20 protein-coding genes are annotated in these 22,345 nt (G+C 32.5%); 11 read left to right on the top strand and 9 right to left on the bottom strand.

Translation table 11 applies throughout. The features are described from left to right. Positions 1–15: 15 nt before the first annotated feature. Complete coding sequence (gene carB, locus DK442_RS15960; protein WP_109436894.1) at positions 16–2,868, bottom strand: carbamoyl-phosphate synthase large subunit; 2,853 nt, start codon at positions 2,866–2,868, stop codon at positions 16–18. Positions 2,869–2,973: 105 nt separating this feature from the next. Then, positions 2,974–3,132 (bottom strand): 50S ribosomal protein L34, encoded by a 159-nt coding sequence (gene rpmH / locus DK442_RS15965; protein ID WP_081414554.1) that lies wholly within the window; start codon positions 3,130–3,132, stop codon positions 2,974–2,976. Positions 3,133–3,310: 178 nt separating this feature from the next. On the opposite strand from rpmH, the gene DK442_RS15970 reads away from it, so the two are divergent. From DK442_RS15970 to DK442_RS15980, 3 genes are all read left to right on the top strand, one after another. Beyond that, positions 3,311–3,826 (top strand): hypothetical protein, encoded by a 516-nt coding sequence (locus DK442_RS15970; RefSeq protein ID WP_109436895.1) that lies wholly within the window; start codon positions 3,311–3,313, stop codon positions 3,824–3,826. A gap of 147 nt (positions 3,827–3,973) precedes the next feature. Continuing rightward, positions 3,974–4,783, top strand: coding sequence for a redoxin domain-containing protein (locus tag DK442_RS15975; RefSeq protein WP_160114215.1), 810 nt, complete (start codon positions 3,974–3,976; stop codon positions 4,781–4,783). Between the two features lie 140 nt (positions 4,784–4,923). Next, positions 4,924–5,808: a hypothetical protein gene (locus DK442_RS15980; protein ID WP_109436897.1), complete on the top strand. Its 885-nt coding sequence runs from the start codon at positions 4,924–4,926 to the stop codon at positions 5,806–5,808. A gap of 8 nt (positions 5,809–5,816) precedes the next feature. Here DK442_RS15980 and DK442_RS15985 read toward each other — a convergent pair whose 3' ends face one another. The 3 genes from DK442_RS15985 to DK442_RS15995 all read right to left on the bottom strand — a co-directional run bounded on the left by DK442_RS15985 (position 5,817) and on the right by DK442_RS15995 (position 7,929). After that, a complete protein-coding gene (locus DK442_RS15985) occupies positions 5,817–6,185 on the bottom strand; it encodes a sulfite exporter TauE/SafE family protein (protein WP_109436898.1) in 369 nt (122 codons plus the stop codon). 60 nt (positions 6,186–6,245) lie between these two features. Beyond that, complete coding sequence (locus DK442_RS15990) at positions 6,246–7,193, bottom strand: lytic transglycosylase domain-containing protein (protein WP_109436899.1); 948 nt, start codon at positions 7,191–7,193, stop codon at positions 6,246–6,248. Positions 7,194–7,257: 64 nt separating this feature from the next. Next, positions 7,258–7,929, bottom strand: a complete 672-nt coding sequence (locus tag DK442_RS15995) for an alpha/beta fold hydrolase (protein WP_109437014.1) — start codon at positions 7,927–7,929, stop codon at positions 7,258–7,260. 301 nt (positions 7,930–8,230) lie between these two features. Between DK442_RS15995 and DK442_RS16000 the strand changes: the two genes are divergently transcribed. Then, complete coding sequence (locus DK442_RS16000) at positions 8,231–8,533, top strand: GNAT family N-acetyltransferase (RefSeq protein ID WP_109437015.1); 303 nt, start codon at positions 8,231–8,233, stop codon at positions 8,531–8,533. Positions 8,534–8,612: 79 nt separating this feature from the next. Here DK442_RS16000 and mtaB read toward each other — a convergent pair whose 3' ends face one another. Further along, positions 8,613–9,923 (bottom strand): tRNA (N(6)-L-threonylcarbamoyladenosine(37)-C(2))-methylthiotransferase MtaB, encoded by a 1,311-nt coding sequence (mtaB, locus tag DK442_RS16005; RefSeq protein WP_109436900.1) that lies wholly within the window; start codon positions 9,921–9,923, stop codon positions 8,613–8,615. 138 nt (positions 9,924–10,061) lie between these two features. Here mtaB and DK442_RS16010 point away from each other — a divergent pair, with 138 nt between their 5' ends. Beyond that, complete coding sequence (locus tag DK442_RS16010) at positions 10,062–11,687, top strand: ABC transporter substrate-binding protein (RefSeq protein WP_109437016.1); 1,626 nt, start codon at positions 10,062–10,064, stop codon at positions 11,685–11,687. Positions 11,688–11,809: 122 nt separating this feature from the next. Beyond that, the gene (locus DK442_RS16015) at positions 11,810–12,883 is read left to right on the top strand and encodes a hypothetical protein (protein ID WP_109436901.1); all 1,074 of its coding nucleotides are present in this window, start codon (positions 11,810–11,812) and stop codon (positions 12,881–12,883) included. Between the two features lie 115 nt (positions 12,884–12,998). Here the strand turns inward: DK442_RS16015 and DK442_RS16020 are convergent, their stop codons facing one another. From DK442_RS16020 to DK442_RS16030, 3 genes are all read right to left on the bottom strand, one after another. Further along, positions 12,999–14,177, bottom strand: coding sequence for a GlmU family protein (locus DK442_RS16020; protein ID WP_109436902.1), 1,179 nt, complete (start codon positions 14,175–14,177; stop codon positions 12,999–13,001). 763 nt (positions 14,178–14,940) lie between these two features. Next, positions 14,941–15,192, bottom strand: a complete 252-nt coding sequence (locus DK442_RS16025) for a type B 50S ribosomal protein L31 (protein WP_027392055.1) — start codon at positions 15,190–15,192, stop codon at positions 14,941–14,943. A gap of 125 nt (positions 15,193–15,317) precedes the next feature. Beyond that, entirely contained in the window at positions 15,318–15,785 is a 468-nt protein-coding gene (locus DK442_RS16030; protein ID WP_109436903.1) for a hypothetical protein, read from the bottom strand. Between the two features lie 329 nt (positions 15,786–16,114). Here DK442_RS16030 and DK442_RS16035 point away from each other — a divergent pair, with 329 nt between their 5' ends. From DK442_RS16035 to DK442_RS16055, 5 genes are all read left to right on the top strand, one after another. Further along, positions 16,115–16,642: a DUF4199 domain-containing protein gene (locus DK442_RS16035; protein WP_109436904.1), complete on the top strand. Its 528-nt coding sequence runs from the start codon at positions 16,115–16,117 to the stop codon at positions 16,640–16,642. Between the two features lie 195 nt (positions 16,643–16,837). Further along, on the top strand, positions 16,838–17,362 hold the full coding sequence (locus DK442_RS16040) for a DUF4199 domain-containing protein (protein WP_109436905.1): 525 nt from the start codon (positions 16,838–16,840) through the stop codon (positions 17,360–17,362). Positions 17,363–17,365: 3 nt separating this feature from the next. After that, positions 17,366–18,313 carry a glycosyltransferase family 2 protein gene (locus tag DK442_RS16045; RefSeq protein WP_109436906.1) on the top strand — a complete coding sequence of 316 codons (948 nt, stop codon included), beginning with the start codon at positions 17,366–17,368 and terminating at the stop codon, positions 18,311–18,313. A 135-nt stretch (positions 18,314–18,448) separates the two neighbouring features. Continuing rightward, positions 18,449–20,179, top strand: coding sequence for a phospho-sugar mutase (locus DK442_RS16050; RefSeq protein WP_109436907.1), 1,731 nt, complete (start codon positions 18,449–18,451; stop codon positions 20,177–20,179). Positions 20,180–20,211: 32 nt separating this feature from the next. Next, positions 20,212–22,038, top strand: a complete 1,827-nt coding sequence (locus tag DK442_RS16055; RefSeq protein ID WP_109436908.1) for an ABC transporter ATP-binding protein — start codon at positions 20,212–20,214, stop codon at positions 22,036–22,038. The last annotated feature ends 307 nt before the right edge of the window (positions 22,039–22,345 follow it).

Genomic DNA, 22,345 nt, shown 5'->3' on the forward strand with positions numbered 1-22,345 from the left:
ACTAATATGTTTATATTACTTACTTAAGTACATTTTACGCCTAGAATACAAGTCGTAAAACTGATCATCTTTAAGATCATCAATAAAAAGAATACTTTCTCCTGTACTTTTCATTTCTGGTCCTAATTTTTTATTTACGCTAGGGAATTTATTAAAAGAAAACACTGGCTGTTTAATCGCATACCCTTCGAGATGTGGTTTAAAATCAAAATCTGTCACCTTCTTTTCTCCTAACATCACTTTGGTAGCATAATTTACATAAGGCTCCCCATAAGCTTTTGCTATAAATGGAACCGTTCTAGAAGCTCTTGGGTTCGCTTCTATAATATAGACCATATCATCTTTGATGGCAAACTGAATATTGATTAGTCCCACCGTATTTAATTCTAATGCAATTTTATATGTATGATCTTTGATTTGTTGCATTACAAATTCACCAAGATTAAATGGAGGTAACGTTGCATTAGAATCTCCTGAATGAATTCCACAAGGCTCTATATGTTCCATAATACCAATAATATAGACATTCTCTCCATCACAAATCGCATCAGCTTCAGCTTCGATAGCACCATCAAGATAGTGATCCAGAAGTAGCTTATTATTTGGTATTTTACGCAAAAGATCTACAACATGCTCTTCTAATTCTTGCTTATTAATTACAATTTTCATCCCCTGACCTCCTAAGACATAAGATGGTCTTACCAGAATAGGGAAATCGAGACGATCTGCAACCTCAAGTGCTTCATCAGCAGTCTCTGCTGTATCAAATTCTGGATATGGAATATTGTTTTCTTGTAATAATTTAGAAAAACTACCCCTATCTTCTGCAAGATCGAGAGATTGAAAACTAGTACCTATAATTTTGATTCCATAACGATCTAGTTTTTCGGCAAGTTTTAAGGCTGTTTGTCCTCCTAATTGCACAATAACTCCTTCTGGTTTTTCGTGCCTTATGATATCATAAATATGTTCCCAGAATACTGGTTCAAAATATAGCTTATCTGCAGTATCAAAATCAGTTGAAACCGTTTCTGGATTACAATTAATCATGATAGTTTCATACCCGCATTCTGCAGCAGCTAAAACCCCATGTACACAACAGTAATCAAATTCAATTCCCTGCCCGATTCGATTAGGTCCAGAACCCAAAACAACTATTTTCTTCTTATCGGTAACTTCACTTTCATTTGATACATAAACCTCTCCCTGAGGAGTTTCCACTTCGGCCTCGAATGTAGAATAAAAGTACGGCGTCTCTGCCTTAAATTCTGCAGCACAAGTATCTACTAACTTATATACTCTATTAATTCCTAACTCATCTCTCTTATTATACACTTCACTCTCATAACACCCAACCATATGGGCAATCTGTCTATCAGCAAAACCTTTTTGCTTAGCTTCTAATATGAGCTCTTTGGTAAGTGATTGGATAGTATATGTCGAAATTTCTTTTTCCAGATTATATAATTCCTCATATTGTTTAAGGAACCACATATCTATCTTGGTTATTTCATAAATTCTACTCAGAGGAATACCCATTTGAATCGCATCATAGATTACAAATACTCTATCCCAACTTGCATAACTAAGTTTCTCTATGATTTGATCATAATCTTTATATCCTTTTCCATCAGCCCCTAGTCCATTCCTTTTTATTTCTAAAGACTGAGTTGCTTTGTGTAACGCTTCTTGAAATGATCTCCCTATAGCCATTACCTCTCCTACAGATTTCATCTGAAGCCCCAATCTGCGATCTGCTCCTTCGAATTTATCAAAATTCCATCTCGGTATTTTAACAATCACATAATCTAATGTAGGTTCGAATAATGCAGATGTAGATTTAGTAATTTGGTTATCTAATTCGTCCAAATTATATCCTATCGCCAATTTTGCTGCTATTTTAGCAATTGGATATCCTGTTGCTTTAGACGCTAAAGCAGAAGAACGAGAAACCCTTGGATTAATTTCTATTGCTATAATATCTTCATTTTCATCTGGACTCACTGCAAATTGCACATTGCAACCTCCTGCAAAATCCCCAATACTGCGCATCATATGGATTGCCATATCACGCATACGTTGGTAAGTCTTATCACTTAACGTCATAGCCGGAGCGACAGTAATAGAATCTCCTGTATGAATCCCCATAGGATCCATATTCTCTATAGCACAGATAATAACAACATTATCATTATTATCCCTCAACAGCTCTAATTCATATTCTTTCCATCCAATTAGTGCCTTATCAATCATCACCTCATGAATAGGAGAAACTTCAAGTCCACGGGTTAGTAATTCATCAAAATCTTCTTCTTTATACACAAAAGATGCTCCTGCACCTCCCAAAGTATACGATGCTCTTATTACTAATGGAAATCCAAATTCCTGAGCAATTTCTTTTCCTTTTAAATATGAATTTGCAGTGGCTTGAGGAGCCATCCCAATTCCTATTTTCAGCATTAGCTCTCTAAACTGTTCTCTATCTTCTGTGATATTAATAGCATCAATATCAACACCTATAATTTCTACATCAAAATCATCCCAAATTCCTTTTTCGTCAGCCTCTATACATAAATTTAATGCAGTTTGCCCTCCCATAGTTGGCAATACAGCATCGATCTGAGGATGTTCCTTTAAAATTTGAATGATTGATTTTGTGTTTAGTGGTTTAAGATATACATGATCAGCCATAGAAGGATCTGTCATTATCGTTGCCGGATTTGAATTGATCAAAATAGTTTCAATTCCATCCTCTCTAAGCGAGCGCAATGCTTGAGTTCCCGAATAGTCAAATTCACACGCTTGTCCAATCACAATTGGTCCTGACCCTATAATTAGTATACTCTTTAGTTTTTCTCTTTTAGGCATGTAATAAAAGTATTGACGTTTTTACTTAAAAATTTATGTATTAGATATAAAAAAAGGCGTTACCGATAAAAGTAACACCTTAATATTTTTCAACACACATCAACATTAGTGCTTGTGTCTTAATTCTGATGAAACAGATAGCTTCTTTCTTCCTTTTGCTCTTCTACGAGCCAATACCTTTCTACCATTTGCAGAAGCCATACGCTCTCTGAAACCGTGTTTGTTTTTTCTCTTTCTCTTCGATGGTTGAAACGTTCTTTTCATTGCTATCTATCTTTATAAATCTTCTTGAAATATCTAAATTTGATTTTTTCGGGTTTTTTTACTCTCCCCAAAACTGCGGGCAAATATACGAAGAGTTTTTACTTTGACAAACCTAATTATCAAATTATTTTTAATTGTTTTTATTACCTTTGCGCGGACTTAATAATTAAACATTTCAATGTACAACAAAAATATAAAATTAATAATCGCAGCAATCATTATTGGTGTGGCAGTTTGGCAAATGATTGAAGGATATATAGGTAATGGAATTATGCTTATTTTACTATCTGCAATTTTCGTTTTTTTATATTTTAAAAATGAATTAATTCTTCTTGCTTTTCTGAGGCTTCGTAAACAAGATTTTGATGGAGCTAGAAAATGGCTTGATAGAATTAAAAATCCTGAAAGTGCGCTTACAACAAAGCAGCAAGGATACTACAACTACCTTCTTGGTATTATGCTATCTCAAACCAATATTACGCAGGCAGAAAAATATTTAAAAAAGGCCATTAAGCTAGGATTATCTATGAATCAGGATTTAGCCGTTGCCAAACTAAACCTAGCAGGTATTGCAATGACCAAACGCCGTAAAAGAGAAGCACAAATGCTATTAACAGAGGCTAAAAAATTAGATAAACATAATATGTTGAAAGATCAGATTACAATGATGAAACAACAGATGAAGAAAATCTAGGCATACTAATTGTATAGAAAATTACGTTTAATGATAGTTTTGTATTGCCATTAAGACAATTGTAATCAGAGTAAGGGATAAGTTTTACACCTAAAAATGTTTTTTTTAATGGCTTTATATTACATTAGCTACCGTAATCTATTTATGATGAAGAAATTTTTAGTATTAGGAATACTCTCTTTATATTTTAGCAGTTCTTTTGCGCAAGAAGAAAGAAAAATACCTTTCTCAGTTGCTATTTCAGCTCATATTACAAAGTATAATCAAAGAATCGACGCTGCATATCAGGATCAGGATTTGGAACGTGCTCAATTTTTATTCGACTCCTTGGTTACAAATCATTTAAGCGGCACATATATGGATGATTTTAGTGTTTATCCACTAAAAGGCGACCCCATATCACTAGAAGAATATGAAAAACCAGTATTTTTAATAACATATGCATCCTGGTGCGTTCCAGGAATTGGAGAAATTCCAGCTTTAAATGATTTAGTAGATAAATTTCATGATCAAATTGATTTTGTCGTTCTATTCTGGGACAACAAAGAAAGCTTAAAGGAAAAAGCAAAAGAATATACTGAGAATATACAATTAGTTCATATTGATGAAAAAACCAATCAGGATTCATATATCATAAACAAATTAAAACATGCATTAGGTTTTCCCATGATGTATTTTATGGATAACAATAAAAAAATTCTTGATATCAGAAAAATTGTTACACATCATTCTAGTGAAACCTTAAGCAACTCTTACAATATTCACTTTAACTCCTTATCTAAAGGTGTTTCTCTTCTGATTGCGGATTTAGATTTAAACTCAGAGATTTCTCCTGAAGCTAATGCAGAAGAAAACGAAGATCAACGTACTGATGAAGAAAGAGATATTGATGAAGAATATGAGCGATACAAAAGAGAAAAGGATTCTCTAAATGGCAAAAAAAGGGATAATCGTTAATCACTATTCTTTTTCTTTACTCACCCAATCACCTTATTACAAACTCTTCATGAAAGTTAGATACAAAAAATCAATGTAACTAACTTCAAAAATTACAATAAGAGATCATTACCTATATCTGAATTTCCAATAGCAATACTATGAATTTATTAAAGATTTTATCGTTTCTGATTTTGATAAACTTTTCTACTTCTTCAAAAAAAGAAGAAACCCTCTTAGAAAATAAAGACATAGAGTTAAATGACACCAAAACAGAAGCAAAAAAAATCAAAGCGATAAATTATAATTTTGTTATTCATTTTAATTATCAATCTCATGGTAGTATATTTATAAATGGAATACCTGTTATTCATAGACCTGCAGCAGACACTTTATCAGGTTCCAAATCCAAATCACGTCCTATTAATGAACTTTTAGTAAATGGTACCAATACAATAAAGCTTATTGGAAATTTTCAAAAAAACAAATATGAAATAGGAGTTTACCAAAATGAAATTCTTGAACATGGACAACTCTCTGATGAAGACATAAAGATTGAACTCAAAGAAAATGAACCCGGTTTCTTTACTTTTGAAACAAATGACATTCCCTCTCACATATGGGATGATGGCGAAGATTTTAAAGCTTCTGATTACAAAAAACTTACAGCTCTTGTAGTAGAAAGAGATCGGATTATCAAAAAAGGATTAACAAAAAAGTATATTGACCTTCACAAAATTGAAATACAAGAATATGCAAAAACAATGAATGCTATGGGCCATTTATCGTTTTCTTTTAAAAGCATAGAAAATGATCTTAAAGATTCTTTTAAAGCTATTCAAAAAGGAAAAGAATACATCCCAATAAACATCCCAAAAGACGAGGTAATGGTTCATATTTCTAATTCTAAAAAACTAGCAACCATAACTCATAAAAACAAGCCTTATTACACAAGTTTTAAAAGGACTGAAGATAGTTATATATGGGAATGGAAAATACTATATATGAAGAAAAATGGTAAGCTCATGCCTATTTTAGCATATTAGATATATACTTATTTACCAAATATCATCTTTATAGCAACAAGCAATAACACTCCGCCAAAAATCTTTTTAAGCAATGCTTGATTTATAGAAATTGCAAGCTTACTCCCCAAATATCCTCCTATGATAAATGTAACTGCTATAATTACGGCATATTTCCAATTTACGAATCCTTCTTGATAATAGTTATATGCAGCAAGTAAAGTTACAGGAACTGCCAACACAGCTAAACTGGTTCCCTGAGCTTGATGCTGAGAAAAATTCACCCATAAAATAAGAAGAGGAATCATAATTACACTCCCTCCTATACCCAAAGTGCCGCTAAAAAAACCTGCAAGTAATCCTATTAAGATTAGCGAAATAAGTACTGAAGTATTCATACTGCCTTTTTAAATAAGCAGCTAACTTAGGCAAAAATATTATTAAATCCATGAATAGTTTTATTGTCCTACTCCAGTTTTATAATACCCCTCTCTTGGAATTTTAATTAAATATTCTTTACCTGTTGTATTATTTAAATGTGCTTCTCTAAGCCATGGATTATGAAGCTTTAAAATTTTATAATTTATATCATACTGCTTAGCAAATTTATTAAAATCCGCAATTGGCTCGTCCACTAATACATTAAATGTAGGAATATGTGTATACAAATCATCGTTACTAAAATTAAAGCCGTATCGCTTTGGATTACTTAAAATCTCTTTAACTGCAACAATTCTAAAAACATATCTTCCAGTTTCTTGGCCTAATAACAAATCATAATATGAAGAAGCATTTTGCTTTACCAATTGTTTATTTACACCAGCTCTACCTGCATTGTAAGCAGCTGCGGCTAGTGTCCAAGATCCAAAACGTTCTTTAGCTTTTTTCAAGTATTTACAAGCCACAAGTGTAGATTTCTCTATATGATAGCGTTCATCTATATTTTGATTTACCTCTAGACCATGTTCTTTTGCTGTTCCTTTCAATATTTGCCAAAAGCCAGTCGCTTTAGCGGGAGATACCGCTTGAGTAAGACTACTTTCTATAACTGCCAGATATTTAAAATCATCTGGAACACCTTGTTCTTTAAGTATAGGTTCTATAATAGGAAAATACTTATTTGCTCTTTTAAAAAGGAGCAAACCATTAGATTGCCAGTAGGTATTAACCAATAGCTCTCTATCCATTCTTTCTCTTATATCCGGATTCTCTATCGGCACAAGTTCACCTGAGAAATTGAGATTATCTGGCATTGGGATAGCATAAACATTGTAATCATTTACCAGCTTTTCTTCGAGGACTTCCTGCGCAACCGGCTTTTCGGGTGCTTCTTGCGTAGCGTTAACTAAAATTCCAAATGTAAATAATACACCTAGAAGGACTAAAAATTTCTTAATCGTTTTCATTACTTCAGTAGATTTTATTGGGGAATAAAATTTTAATTTATACAATATAACATAAAAACTTAGACTAATGCAAGTTATCATTGATAATTTCGGGTAGATGTTTATTAAACCATCTTGCCCTATTCACAATCATTACATGAGTTCCTTTATCTACAGTTATGCAGTTTTCTATATTTGTAATAGGAAAAACAATATCCTTATCCCCATGAATATGAATTAATCCTTCTATAGTTTCTTTCTGGTCCCAACACACCATTTTTTCAATAGCCCAATCCAAATACTCTTTATCACTTACTGATAAATATTTTTGATACATTGCCGCTCTTTTTTTTGCAAAATCACCAAAAGCCAATTTTTCCCAATCATCAATTTTTGAAACCAAGCTTGTGGGTAATAACTTATACACTTTTGTTTTTCTTGCAAGCTTCATTCGCTTTGGTAACTCAAACTTATTCTTTACACTAGAAACAATAATTAGTTTTTCTACCTCTAAATATTTACTCATTTCCTGAACAATAATACCTCCAAAAGAAACTCCAATTAAAACACATTTTTTATGCTCTACATCATCACACATTCGTTTTGCATAATCTTCGATCGATTCTTCCTTGAAAGGAATTTTCCAGGGAAGCATTTTAGTTACAAATTTATCTTCTGGTAACTTGATATATTCAAAAATAGAGACATCCGCGGCCAACCCCGGAACGAAATAAACATAGCTAACTTCCTGCGACATAGGTATTTTAACAGTGAGGGTTAAGTTTAAAACTCTAATTTTCTTATCTTTGCATCTCAAAATTATAGTTTTCCCATGTTAGAAAAAAGGAAACACTATGTTAAATTTTTATAAAAGTAAATTTTGAACTAACAAATCTTAGTTAGGAAAAGTAAAATTGAATCTTTTTTTTGATAGTCAATCATTGTCATTTAGATCCTAAAATACTTACTTCCTCAAAGATTATATTTTAATAGCAAGGCATAAGACCTTGGTATATGCTTGATTATACATCTCATAATTAAAAAAAACTATGGAGAACATGAGTGCTGTTGAATTAGAAATCATTGACAATGAATTTCTAAGACAATTCGAAACTACAATTGAAGATCAAAAAGCAAAGATCGAGTACGCTCAACAGGAAAGAAAAATTTTCCTAACTAAACTTGTAATGAGTGAGGAACACCTTGAAAAAGGATATGGAGAAGATTTTATTGTTGCTGTATTTAACGTTATTCAGGAACGCAACATTAGATTAGTACCTACAAGTCCGATTATCGCTAAATTTATGCGTAAAAACCGAAGGAAATACAAAGATTTACTTCCAGTAGGAATAAATATATAGTCTCTATTTCATCCAAAAAATAAAAAAAATCTGCCTGAGAGCAGATTTTTTTTATTTTCTAATATTTACAATGTTACTCTTAAACAAAATCAAATCTCACCATCCCGTCTTCATCAATATCTTTCAGTAGCACATCGTGCATGGTGTTAACGTATGATGGATTCCATGGCATTTTCACCTTCACATAATTCTCTGTAAACCCATGAATATATCCTTCTTTGTTCTCTGACTCAAACAAAACTGTTCTTTCTGTTCCCAACTGGCTTTCGTAAAACGCTCTTCTTTTTTTAGCTGATAATCCTCGCAACATTTTACTTCTCTTCTTACGCACATTTTGAGGAACAGCATCATCTAATTTTGCTGCAACCGTATTATCTCTCTCAGAATATGTAAATACATGTAGATATGATATATCTAATTGAGATAAGAAATTATAAGTATCCAAAAAGTGATCATCGGTTTCTCCCGGGAAACCAACAATAACATCAACACCAATACAGGCATGAGGCATCACTTCTTTAATTTTTATCACTCTATCCACATACAGATTCGTAAGATATCTTCTACGCATCAATTTTAAGATCTCATCATTACCTGACTGTAAAGGAATATGAAAATGCGGAACGAAAGTTCTTGATTTTGCAACAAAATCAATAGTTTCATTCTTAAGTAAATTTGGTTCTATAGATGAAATTCGCAATCTTTCTATACCATCTACCTGATCAAGAGCTGTTACCAACTCATAAAATGTATGCTCATGCTTTTTATTACCAAACTCTCCTTTACCATAGTCTCCAATATTAACTCCGGTAAGCACAATTTCTTTGATTCCTTTTTCCGAAATTTCTTTAGCGTTTTTTAATACATTATCTAATGTATCACTTCTTGAAACCCCTCTTGCCAAAGGTATTGTACAATAGGTACATTTATAATCACAGCCATCTTGTACTTTTAAAAATGCACGAGTTCGATCTCCTATAGAATAACTACCCACATAAAAATCTGCTTCTTCAATCTCACAAGAATGTACTTCTCCAAATTCATTTTTAGAAAGATCATTGATATAATCTGTAATCTTAAATTTCTCTGTAGCTCCTAAAACCAAATCCACTCCGTCAACCTCTACAAGTTCTTCAGGTTTTAATTGTGCATAACAACCCACTGCGGCAACAAAAGCATCTGGATTTACTTTTTGAGCCTGCTTTACTATAGTTTTGAATCTTTTATCTGCATTTTCTGTAACAGAACATGTATTAATAACATAAATATCTGCATTTTCAGAAAAATCCACACGATCAAAACCTTCATCAACAAAACTTCTTGCGATCGTGGAGGTTTCAGAAAAATTCAGTTTACAACCTAATGTATAAAAAGCTACTTTTTTTCTCATAAAATATAAGTGTCATTTCCGCAAAGGCGAAAATCTCTTTATATTTACCCTTAACTATACTCAAAAACATTGAGTCGTTCTAGGATATTTTTTTAGGGTGCAAATATACCAACAATAATTCGTTTACTAAAATTGAAAATAGCACACAACAAATCCATAATTCACTACTTAACAACACTTTACTCTTTACTTGTATTATTATCTTGTAAGGAATCCTCTCACGAAAACAGAGATCATTTAGTATTTCGCTATAATCAATATGAAAATGTTAGTTCATTAGACCCTACATTTGCCAGGGACATTGCCAATATCTGGTCCACAAATCAATTATTTAATAGTCTGGTACAGCTTGATGACTCTCTTCATATCAAACCTGACATTGCTAGAAGATGGGAGATTTCAGAAAATATGTTGAATTATACTTTTATCCTTAGAAATGATGTAAAATTTCATAAGCACGAGCAATTTAAAACCAAAGACAGTACCAGAGTGGTAACCGCGAAGGATTTTGTATATAGTTTTAACAGGTTAATTGATCCCAAAGTAGCATCTCCAGGAAACTGGGTTTTAAAAAATGTGCAGAAATACACTGCTATCAATGACACTATTTTTGAAATTAAATTGAAGAAACCTTTTCCTGCTTTTTTAGGACTAATGAGCATGCGATATTGTTCTGTTGTTCCAAAAGAAATTGTAGAATTTTATGGCAACCAATTTAGATCCAATCCAATCGGTACAGGTCCATTTAAGTTTAAATTATGGGAAGAGAATGTAAAATTAGTACTTCGTAAAAACGAATTATATTTTGAAAAGGATGAGAAAGGAGAACAACTCCCCTACCTCGAAGCTGTAGCTATTACTTTTTTACCTGAAAAACAAAGTGAATTTCTTCAATTTGCAAAAGGGAATATTGACTTTCTTAACAGCCTTGATGCATCTTACAAAGACGAACTACTTACCCCTACAGGAAAGCTAAGAGAACGTTACAAAGATCGTATTCATATTTCTAAAGGCCCTTATCTAAATTCTGAATATCTAGGATTTTATCTAGATGGAGATAGCCAGGAAGTACAATCTGTATTGATCAGGAAAGCTATTAATTATGGCTTTGATAGAAAAAAAATGATAACGTATCTGAAAAATGGTATCGGAACTCCCGCAATTAATGGTTTTATTCCTAAAGGAATTCCCGGGTTTAGTAATAGTAAAGGATTTGAATATAATCCAGAGAAAGCTCGTAAACTTGTCGAGACTTACATCAAACAAACAGGAGATACAGATCCCGTTATCAGGATTGCGACCGACTCAAATTATCAAAGTATTTGTGAATTTATACAACGAGAGCTTCAAAAAATAGGGCTTACCATTATAGTAGATGTTATGCCTTCTTCGACAATACGTCAAAAGAAATGGGCAGGAAAACTAGATACATTTAGAGCAAGTTGGATCGCAGACTATCCTGATGCAGAAAATTTCCTTTCTCCTTATTACAGCAAAAACCATACTCCAAATGGTCCAAACTATACTCACTTTAAAAATGAGACCTTTGATAGACTATATGAAGAAAGTTTCTTGATCACCGACACCAAAGTACGAGAGCAACATTATGCAAAAATGGACTCTATAATAATCGCCCACGCTCCTATTGTTCCTTTATATTATGACCAAGTCACACATTTTATACAGAAAAATGTAAAAGGTATGACTACAAATCCACAAAATTTTCTGGTCTTAAAACGAGTTTGGAAAGAGAAAAAGAATTAAAGAAACTAGATAACAACCCACCATAAAGCCCCCTTACCCTACTTATCCGCATTTAATCGATTATTTTTTTATATATTCGCATTTCGTTAACATTTTTAACATAATCAATTAACCCGAATCTTATGAAAAAATTATCATTTTTTTTACTTGCTTCCTTACTGCTTGTAATAATAGGATGTAGTAGTGATGACGATTCTCCAACTGGAGGAAATGACGTTGCATCTAATCCAGAAGAAGAAACTGTACTAAATCCAGCAGATGTTACTTCTGGTATTACTATTGAAAATGCCACTGTAAATAATGGTACTCCTCCTTCTCCTACAGGCGAAATTGCCTTTACGATGGACAACACTAATCAATCTGCTTTCTTAAAAAACGGATTTGACATTAGTTTTAACGCTCCTGCTAACTATGCTGGTGCATATATACAGCTAGCCTCTACCGACGGCACAAAAGCCACTAATTACTTTGATGTTTCTGCTAATAAATCTAAATCAGTAAGAAAAAATACAGGAGTTTTTTCAAGATCCAGTAAAATGGACAATAATAATGTAGAAATCGATGTAAATTTTGGAGATGCAATACCTCCTGGAAAATTTTGCTATATCCTTTGTATTTATGATGACGCAGGCAATATTAGCGATCCTGTAGAAGTTTGTGTTGAAATAGAAGCATGGGGTGGAAATCCTGCTCTTGTAGGCACTTGGAACTACACTAAGCTAATCGAAGACGGAGTAACTATTCTCCCTGGTGAAGAAAGCGATTGTGGTTCTACAACTATAAATTGTGCCAATGAGCAAGAACTAGTTATAGAAAATGCTTTTTGCTATATATTAGATTCTTTTAAGTTAACAATCAACAATGATGGAACGTATGAATATAGAAGTGATGAAACAGATAATGACTTAGATTTTAACGCCAGTACAGAAACTTGTACCGCAGTTTTCCAACCAGAAGGAACTAGTTATTATATTTCTAAAGGTAATTGGGCGTATGATGAAGAAGAAAAAAGAATGACCTTAATTGAGTTTGAGTATGTTGAAGCTTCTGGAGATCAAGTATTTGAAGGAGTAGAAGAAAATGGATATGTTGATTTTGATGGTGATGCAGTTGTAGATGGTTCTTCTTTAATTGTAAAAATTGTAGAAACCGAAGCAGATAATACCATTAATTTAGAGTATTATTTCTCGAAGTAATTTAAAATAAAGTAACATAAAAAACGCTCTCTGATGTAGAGGGCGTTTTTGTTTATTATCATCAAAAAATATAATGCTTTTTTCTATTTTTTGCAGTAATTAAAAAGAGCTCTATCTATTCATAACTCTTTCGCCATGTCTTTGTTTCTTCAAAAATATGCTCTAGAATTTTCTCATCCTGCTCGGTAAATTCTATATTGCGCCTTGACATCACTACTTTAGCTACTTCAAAAGCTTTTTTAGTGAGATAAGTTGTAAAGCCTCCACTTCCTCCCCAGCTATAACTCGGCACAAAATTACGAGGAAATCCAGTTCCAAAAATATTAGCATTCACTCCAACCACAGTACCTGTATTAAACATCGTATTAATTCCGCATTTAGAATGATCCCCCATCATTAATCCACAAAACTGTAATCCTGTTTTTGCAAAACTCTCTGTCTCATAACTCCAAAGTCTTACTGGTGCATAATTATTCTTCAGATTAGATGTATTAGTATCTGCTCCTAGATTACACCACTCCCCTAACACTGAGTTTCCTAAAAAACCATCATGCCCTTTATTAGAACAACCAAAGATCACAGAATTATTTACTTCTCCGCCAACCTTAGAATAAGGACCAACGGTTGTACCACCATAAATCTTTGCTCCCATCTTAATTACCGCTTGATCGCAAAGTGCAAAAGGACCTCTTATCAAACTACCCTCCATGATTTCTGCATCTTTTCCGATATAAATCGGACCTTTACTCGCGTTAAGGCTTGCAAATTCTACAACTGCTCCTTCTTCGATAAAAATGTATTCTGGTGCAATAACATTATTGCTTTCGGGGATAGGCTGACTATCTCTGTCTTTCGTTAATAATTTAAAATCTTCTTTGATCGCTTGTTCGTTCTTAGAAAAAATATCCCAGGTATACTGTACCGTAAACACCTCTTCATCATAATGAGTAATCTCATAACTATCAAAATCAACCTCTTGATCTTCTTTAACATAGAAAGCAATAGGTTCTTCATCATAGAAAATAGCTTGTTTAGGTTGTAGATTTTGTATAGCCGTTATCAGGTTTTCTGATGGAAGATAAGAAGCATTAATCATTATATTTTCTTCTAACTCTACCATAGGGTATTTTTCGTTTAGATACTCTTCTGTAACTGTAGAAGTAGTATACCCTAAATACTTCTCCCATTTCTCTCGAATGGTAAGTATTCCAATTCGAATCTCGGCTACAGGACGTGTATATGTAAATGGTAGTAATGCGTTACGTGAAGCACCATCAAAAAGAATATAATTCATGATTTGATCTCAAAAAAATTAATACGTTGAACTGGTGCAAAAATAAAGACGTTCATGATAAAAATCATGCTGTTTAGCTAATTTATTTGTAAAATAAAAAATATCAAATGTTCATAGTTCATCATAGTAAGTATGTCATCCTGAACTTGATTCAGGATCCAATTTACGAGAAAGTTGTCAAATTGAATGATTTTTCATAACAACCTCTCTACCCCGCTCGACACGACAGACGAAAAATTAGCCTTCCTTCAACTTGATTGAAGCTGTCAAAATTAGGCTTTCTATTAAAAATTCACTTGTCTTCGATAGTTCTGCTGAGCCCGTAGATATAAAATTTTCTATCGAAAATCACTACCATTGACGGATTTTATATAATACTGTTTTTCAAAGTGATATAATGAATTAAAATTTCATCTAATTCACTTTGATTGAGCATCTTTTCTTTTTTTCATCGCCAAAAAAAGAAATAAAAAAGTCTAGGCTTACAAAAAGAACTTAACAAAATTCTACGCCACCCCCAGCCACGGATGAAAAAAACTCGCTATCGCTCAAACAGTTTTTCATCCTCAAGCCCTCGCTGCTGCCTTGATTTTCAAAGTTCTTTTTGATAGGCCGTAGCAAGCTTATTACGTCAAATCCATACGCTGGATAAAATTTTTATTGGATATCTCTGACTGACGTGAATTTTATTACAGCCAACTTTTTTGTTCAAAAAAAAGCCTCCCCAAAATGGAAAGGCTTTTGAATATGATATAACGTTAAATTACTTTTTGAATTTAGCGTATTTGTTTTTGAATTTGTCAATACGTCCAGCAGTATCGATAAGTTTTGACTTACCGGTATAAAATGGATGAGAAGTTCTGGAAATTTCTAACTTTACTAATGGATACTCAACACCATCTACTTCTAAAGTTTCTTTGGTATTTGCCGTAGACTTTGTTAAAAAAACTTCATCATTAGACATGTCTTTAAAAGCTACTAATCTATAATTATCTGGGTGAATATCTTTTCTCATCGTTATAATCTTTTCTAATTTCGAGGTGCAAATTTACAACTATTTTTTTAAATGCAAAATAATTTTTGAAATAAAGAAATTAAATTGAATTTAAAAATCTAAAAGCAAGAGAATAGCTCAAAATGTTATTCTGCCTGACAACCACAAACAAAATCAAGTAAATCATGCAGTCGAGAATTACCAGCACCCCCAAACTGACAACATCCAAAACTTTTGCTCGGATCCACTTCAAAATTAATTCTAAGATATTCAAATTGACTAGCTATACTGCGAAATTCTTCTGAAGTAAGATTTAAAGCCTTTAGTTGATAATACACATCCAAGAATGCTCGCGCCTGATCACCGAGAAACTCTTGAATCATTGCTTCTAACCTCTCAGGGCTTATAGGTTCAGATGCCGATTTTTGAGCTACAGAATTAATGAACTCATGATATTTCCCAGTTTTAACTGCACTATTATTAAACTCAATAATAGTTTGCTTAACCAAATATTCTTTTTCTGTCAATGACACCTCATTAGATCCCTCATCTCTAGAACAGGAACCAACAGTAAGAAAAGAAATTATAAATGTAAAAAGTAGTAGTTTTCTCATAAATCCTGATTTCGTTAATATATTTTTTATACACTCTTAAATTGGAGTATTTAGTCTTAAAAAAAGTCTCATCTTAACTTTATTCTATAAAAAAAACATATAAAACATTACATTTCAAACGATTAACATTTTAAGTCCATTCCTCATGAATCCCCATATTTTACGCTTGCTGAGACCTTATTTTAATTACGGAAAAACCGTAATAATCTGATAAATATACGACAAAAACATAAATTAAGACGATAAAAAGCTATCTTTATTCAAACTGTAACATTTTATTATATTTGTTAACTAATGTTTTTATAATAGCTAAAAAATATTTTTATCTTATGGAAGAAACTACTATTTCTACCAAAAAATATATCGTGAATTACGGATTAGTTCTTGGACTTATATGGATAGCATATGGACTTATTCGTTATACTACAGATAATGTTACAACTAGAAACTTAGGGCTTTCAATTATTGAGTTGTCTATCCAAATTAGCATAATTGTTTATGGAATATATAGCTACAAATCTACTAATAATGGTTATCTTAAATTAGGTCAAGCAATTAAAATAGGCACAGGAATTGTCTTAATTGGTGCTTTTTTAGCTATAATTTGGAATATTTTACTAAAAACCTTAATTGAACCGGATATGATGAATGAAATATTAGCTTCAGAACGTGAGGTTTTAATAAATCAAAACCCTAACATGCCTCAAGAACAAATTGATGAGAACATGGCTATGGCCGGTAAGCTTAGCTCTCTATATGTAACCTCAGCACTCGTACTAGTATCTGACACCTTATTAGGTTTTGTCATTTCTTTATTTGCCGGAGCCATCATGCAGAAAAAACGAAACGAATATTAGATTTCAAAATTATTTCAAAAATTTCAACTAAAATTAATTAGATAACGTAAACTTTAACAAAACTTAAACATATTATACTTATTGATGAACCAAGATCTCAAAATACATCAATACCATATATTATTATTCTATACCTGTAACAATTTACTATCTTTGTGTACTTATGGTTTATAGATAACCAAAACTATTTCACATATGGAAAATGACAAAGCGTCTACTAAGAAAATTATCATAAACTACGGGATCATATTAGGTATAACTTCAGTATTACTGGGTGTTGTAATGTATGTAACTAATGCATACCTAGATCCTAGTTGGATATATTCTGTAGCAGGAATCTTGATTCTTATAGGAGTTATAAGTTATGGGATAAAAGCATATAAAACTGCTAATCAAGGATATCTCAACCTTTCTGATGCATTAAAAGTTGGGATAGGAATAGCTCTTATTGGGGGAATCATTGGTGCCATCTGGACTTTTTTACTTACCTCTGTAATCGAACCAAATTATACGCAGCAAATGCTTGAGGTTCAACGAGAAAAATTACTTGAGAATCCTGATATGACAGAACAAATAGTAGATCAAAGTATGGCTATTGCAGAAAAAATGAGCAGTCCATATATACAAATTGCTTTTTCTATCATAGGAAGCTTATTTTTTGGTTTTATTATTTCTCTTTTCGCAGGGTTAATCATGAGAAAAAAACAAGACTTATATTAATTTATGAATATATCTGTGGTCATACCACTGCTTAATGAGCAGGAATCACTTAACGAATTATACCATTGGATTGCAAAAGTTATGCAATCCAATTCTTTTTCTTATGAAATTATTTTTATCGATGACGGTAGTACCGATGGGTCGTGGGATACCATTACTCAATTATCAGAGCAGGACACCAATGTAAAAGGTATTCGTTTTCTTAAAAATTTCGGAAAATCCCAAGCATTACATGCTGGATTTGGCGCTGCTCATGGAGATGTGGTCATTACCATGGATGCCGATTTACAAGACAACCCAGAAGAAATTCCTGAGATGTATGATATGATTGCCAAAGAAGGCTATGATCTTATTTCGGGATGGAAAAAGAAACGATATGATTCTGTTATCGCAAAAAATTTACCTTCAAAATTATTTAATGCCGCTGCAAGAAAAACATCAGGTGTCAAATTACACGATTTTAATTGCGGACTAAAAGCCTATAAAAATAGTGTAGTAAAAAACATTGATGTACATGGAGAAATGCATCGATATATCCCTGTACTTGCCAAAAATGCTGGTTTTACCAAAATCGGTGAAAAAGTAGTACTACACCAAGCCCGAAAATATGGTAAAACAAAATTCGGAATGAGTCGCTTCATTAATGGATTCTTGGATTTGGTTACCATATGGTTTATGTCCAGATTTGGTAAAAGACCTATGCACTTTTTTGGACTGATTGGGACCCTTTTATTTATTGTAGGATTTTGCTTTTCCCTATATCTGGGAATTGACAAGCTTTTTATAGAAACCAAAGGAAGACTGATCGCACAACGGCCAGAGTTTTATGTAGCACTTACCTCTATGATTTTAGGAACCCAGTTCTTTTTAGCAGGATTTCTTGGTGAAATCATTTTAACAAGCAAACGAGATAAAGAAAGATACAGCATTGCAGAACGTTTACACTTATAATGTAACCCAAATCATTTAAGGATTTTATCTTCATAATAGTAGTATGAATACAAAACTTAAAATTCACAAATAATACACATCAATTACCTCCAACAATATTCAAATTATAGTACTTTTGTTATTAAAACCATAAGCATGCAAATCACAGAATCTAGTATAAAGACAAGAGCTGAGGAGTGGTTGACACCAACCTTTGACACCACCACTCAAGAAGAAATTCAAAATCTACTAAAGAATAATCCAGAAGAACTTAAAGAAAGTTTTTATAAGGATTTAGAATTTGGTACCGGAGGTATGCGCGGTATTATGGGCCCGGGTACGAATAGAATTAATAAATACACCTTAGGTAAAAGCACACAGGGGCTTAGTAATTACCTTTTAAAGCAATTTTCTTCTGTACAACCAAAGGCTGTCATTGCTTATGATTGTAGAAATAATAGTGATACACTTGCACAAACTGTAGCCGATGTATTTTCTGCAAACGGCATCAAAGTATATCTTTTTTCTAGTCTTCGCCCTACTCCCGAGTTATCATTTGCGGTAAAAGAACTTGGATGTCACTGTGGTATTGTATTAACCGCAAGTCATAATCCTCCAGAATATAATGGATATAAAGTATATTGGGAAGATGGTGGACAACTGGTTCCACCACAGGACAATGAAATTATAACAGAAATAAACGGCCTAAAATATGCTGATATTAAGTTTGAAGCTAATGCCGAACTGATACAAAAAATCGATACCGAAATTGACACTGTGTTTATAGAACAAAGTGTACAACATGGAAGTTTTGCCGCTACACAAGAAGCCAAAGATAACACCACAATTGTTTTTACTTCTTTACACGGAACATCAATAACAGCAGTGCCAGAAACACTTTCTAAAGCGGGCTACAAAAATGTTCATATTGTAAAAGAACAAGAAAAACCTGATGGTAATTTCCCAACAGTAAAATCTCCAAATCCAGAAGAACCTGAAGCTTTGACCATGGCAATGGAACTAGCTAAAAAGGTTAATGCCGATATTGTAATAGGTACAGATCCTGATTGTGATCGATTAGGAATCGCAGTTCGTAATCATGATAATGAATTACAGTTATTAAATGGAAACCAAACCATGATTGTAATGACATGGTTTCTATTAGAACATTATAAAAACAAAGTTGGAATTAAAGGCAATGAATTTATAGCATCGACTATAGTATCTACTCCAATGATGAAAAATATGGCTGAAGCCTATGGAGTTGAATATAAAGAAGTGCTCACTGGATTTAAATGGATTGCAAAATTGATTAAAGACTTCCCTGAACAGAAATTTATAGGCGGAGGTGAAGAAAGTTTTGGGTTTATGGTTGGTGATTTTGTAAGAGACAAAGATGCAGTAACCTCTACCCTACTTGCTTGCGAAATTGTAGCTTTTGCTAAAGCTAATGGAAGTTCTTTTTACAATACATTATTAGAGCTATATACTAAACATGGCTTTTATAAAGAAAATCTTGTTTCTCTGGTCAAAAAAGGAATGGACGGCGCTGCAGAAATAAAACAAATCATGATAGACCTAAGAAATAATCCTCCGAAGTTGATCAATGAAGAAAAAGTGGTCCTAATCGAAGATTATCAAACCAGCAATGTAAAAAACATTCAGGATGCTACAGAACATACGATTGATATTCCAAAATCAAACGTTTTGATATTTTATACCGAAGTAGGAAGTAAAATTGCAGCAAGACCAAGCGGAACAGAACCTAAGATCAAGTTTTATATTAGCGTTCAGGAACATCTTGATACAGTTTCTAATTTTTCAATAGTACATCAACAACTAGAAGACAGAATTGGAGCTATAAAAAAAGATTTAAAACTAACTTAAATAACAGCAATGACTGTTAATCCATATTTTTAATGAACTATTTTAAACAAATTCTTCGCTTTGCGAAACCTTATAAACTATATGCAATACTAAATATTATCTCTAATATTTTTTATGCACTTTTCGGGACATTATCCATGGTATCTTTATTTCCTATGTTAAAGGTTCTTTTTGATAAAACCGAAAGGATTCGGATTAAGCCAGAATGGGAAGGTATATTAAAAGCCAAAGAATATGGAGAAGATTATCTTAATTATTTTGTAACCCAAAAAGCAGATCAAGGTAATGACGACGTCCTAATTTTTATGGTCATCCTTGTAATAGGTATGTTTTTTCTTAAAAATATCTTCAGCTATTTAGCTATGTATTTTATTACCTTTCTTCGAAATGGTGTTTTAAAAGACATTCGTAATGAATTATATGACAAAACCGTAGAATTACCATTATCATATTTCTCAGAAAAACGAAAAGGAGATACCATGGCCAGAATATCTACCGATGTTTTAGAAATTCAACATTCTTTTTTATCTATTTTAGAACTTATTGTAAGAGAACCTTTGATGATTCTTTTTACAATACTTACTATGCTTTTAATCAGTTTAAAACTCACCATATTTGTGTTTATTTTTATTCCCATCTCAGGATTTTTAATTTCTTTAGTTGGAAAAAAATTAAAAAAGCATTCAGATAAAGTACAGCAAGAACAAGGTTTTTTTCTTTCTATAGTAGAAGAAACTTTGGGTGGACTTAAAGTTATTAAAGGATTCACTGCAGAAAAAATCTTTGGAAAAAAGTTTCAGGAATCAACCTCACGTTTTTATAGTTTTTCAAATTCTTTGCTCAACAGACAAAACCTCGCATCACCTACCAGTGAATTCCTTGGTATCACTGTGATTGCTATTCTATTATGGTATGGAGGCCAGATGGTATTAGTCGAAAAAACATTAGATCCAGGACTTTTTATTGTTTACATGGGACTTGCTTATAATATTCTCACCCCTGCCAAAGCCATTTCTAAAGCTAGCTATGGAGTAAAAAGAGGAAATGCAGCAGCAGAACGTGTCTTAGAGATTCTTAACACAACTTCTCCTTTACAAGATAAAAAAGGTGCTATAGAGAAGAATGATTTTAATACAGACATTTCATTAGAAAGTATTTCCTTTAAATATGAAGATGAATTTGTATTAAACAATTTTTCTTTAAAAGTTCCCAAAGGGAGTTCGGTTGCATTGGTTGGACAATCAGGAAGTGGTAAATCAACTATAGCAAACTTAGTGACTCGCTTTTATGATGTAAATGAAGGTAGTATTAAAATTGATGGCACTGACATAAGAGATTTAACAAAGAAATCTCTTAGAGATCTTATGGGGTTAGTTACTCAAGACTCTATCCTATTTAATGATACTATAAAAAACAACCTATTAGTTGGTGATCAAACAGCTTCTGATGAAGAAATCATTGAAGCTTTAAAAATTGCGAATGCATGGGAGTTTGTAAAAGATCTACCCTCTGGAATAGAAACCAATATAGGAGACAGTGGTAACAAATTAAGTGGTGGTCAAAAACAGCGTCTATCAATAGCCAGAGCAGTATTAAAAAATCCTCCTATTATGATTCTTGATGAAGCGACTTCTGCTTTGGATACAGAAAGTGAGAGGTTGGTACAATCTGCATTAGAAAACATGATGAAAAACAGAACTAGTATTGTGATTGCACATAGACTATCTACAATACAAAATTCAAATTTAATCGTTGTAATGCAAAAAGGTAAAATTGTTGAAAAAGGAACTCATGATGAATTGATTTCTAAAAATGGTGTGTATCAAAAATTAGTCACCATGCAATCACTAGAAAGCTAAATGACTAAAAAACATAGTTTTAAAAATAAAAAAGAGTGCTCTCGCACTCTTTTTCTTCACACAAATCATCTTAATTTAGGGGCTTATTCTAAAATTAAAACTCACTCTTATTAACATCTTTCACTTTGGGGGAAATGAAAGAACTAATTCTTTAACTATGATGTAAATATATATCAAAAATTCGATAACAACAAGTAAATTTTGATTTTTATCTAAAAAAAGCACACTTTATCTATAATAGAAGTCAAATTTATACTAAAAAGTAATCTTTTTCCTACTTTTTACAATGCTTGCATATTAAAATAAT

It is taken from the genome of Aquimarina sp. AU119 (assembly GCF_900312735.1).
Lineage (GTDB): Bacteria > Bacteroidota > Bacteroidia > Flavobacteriales > Flavobacteriaceae > Aquimarina > Aquimarina algiphila.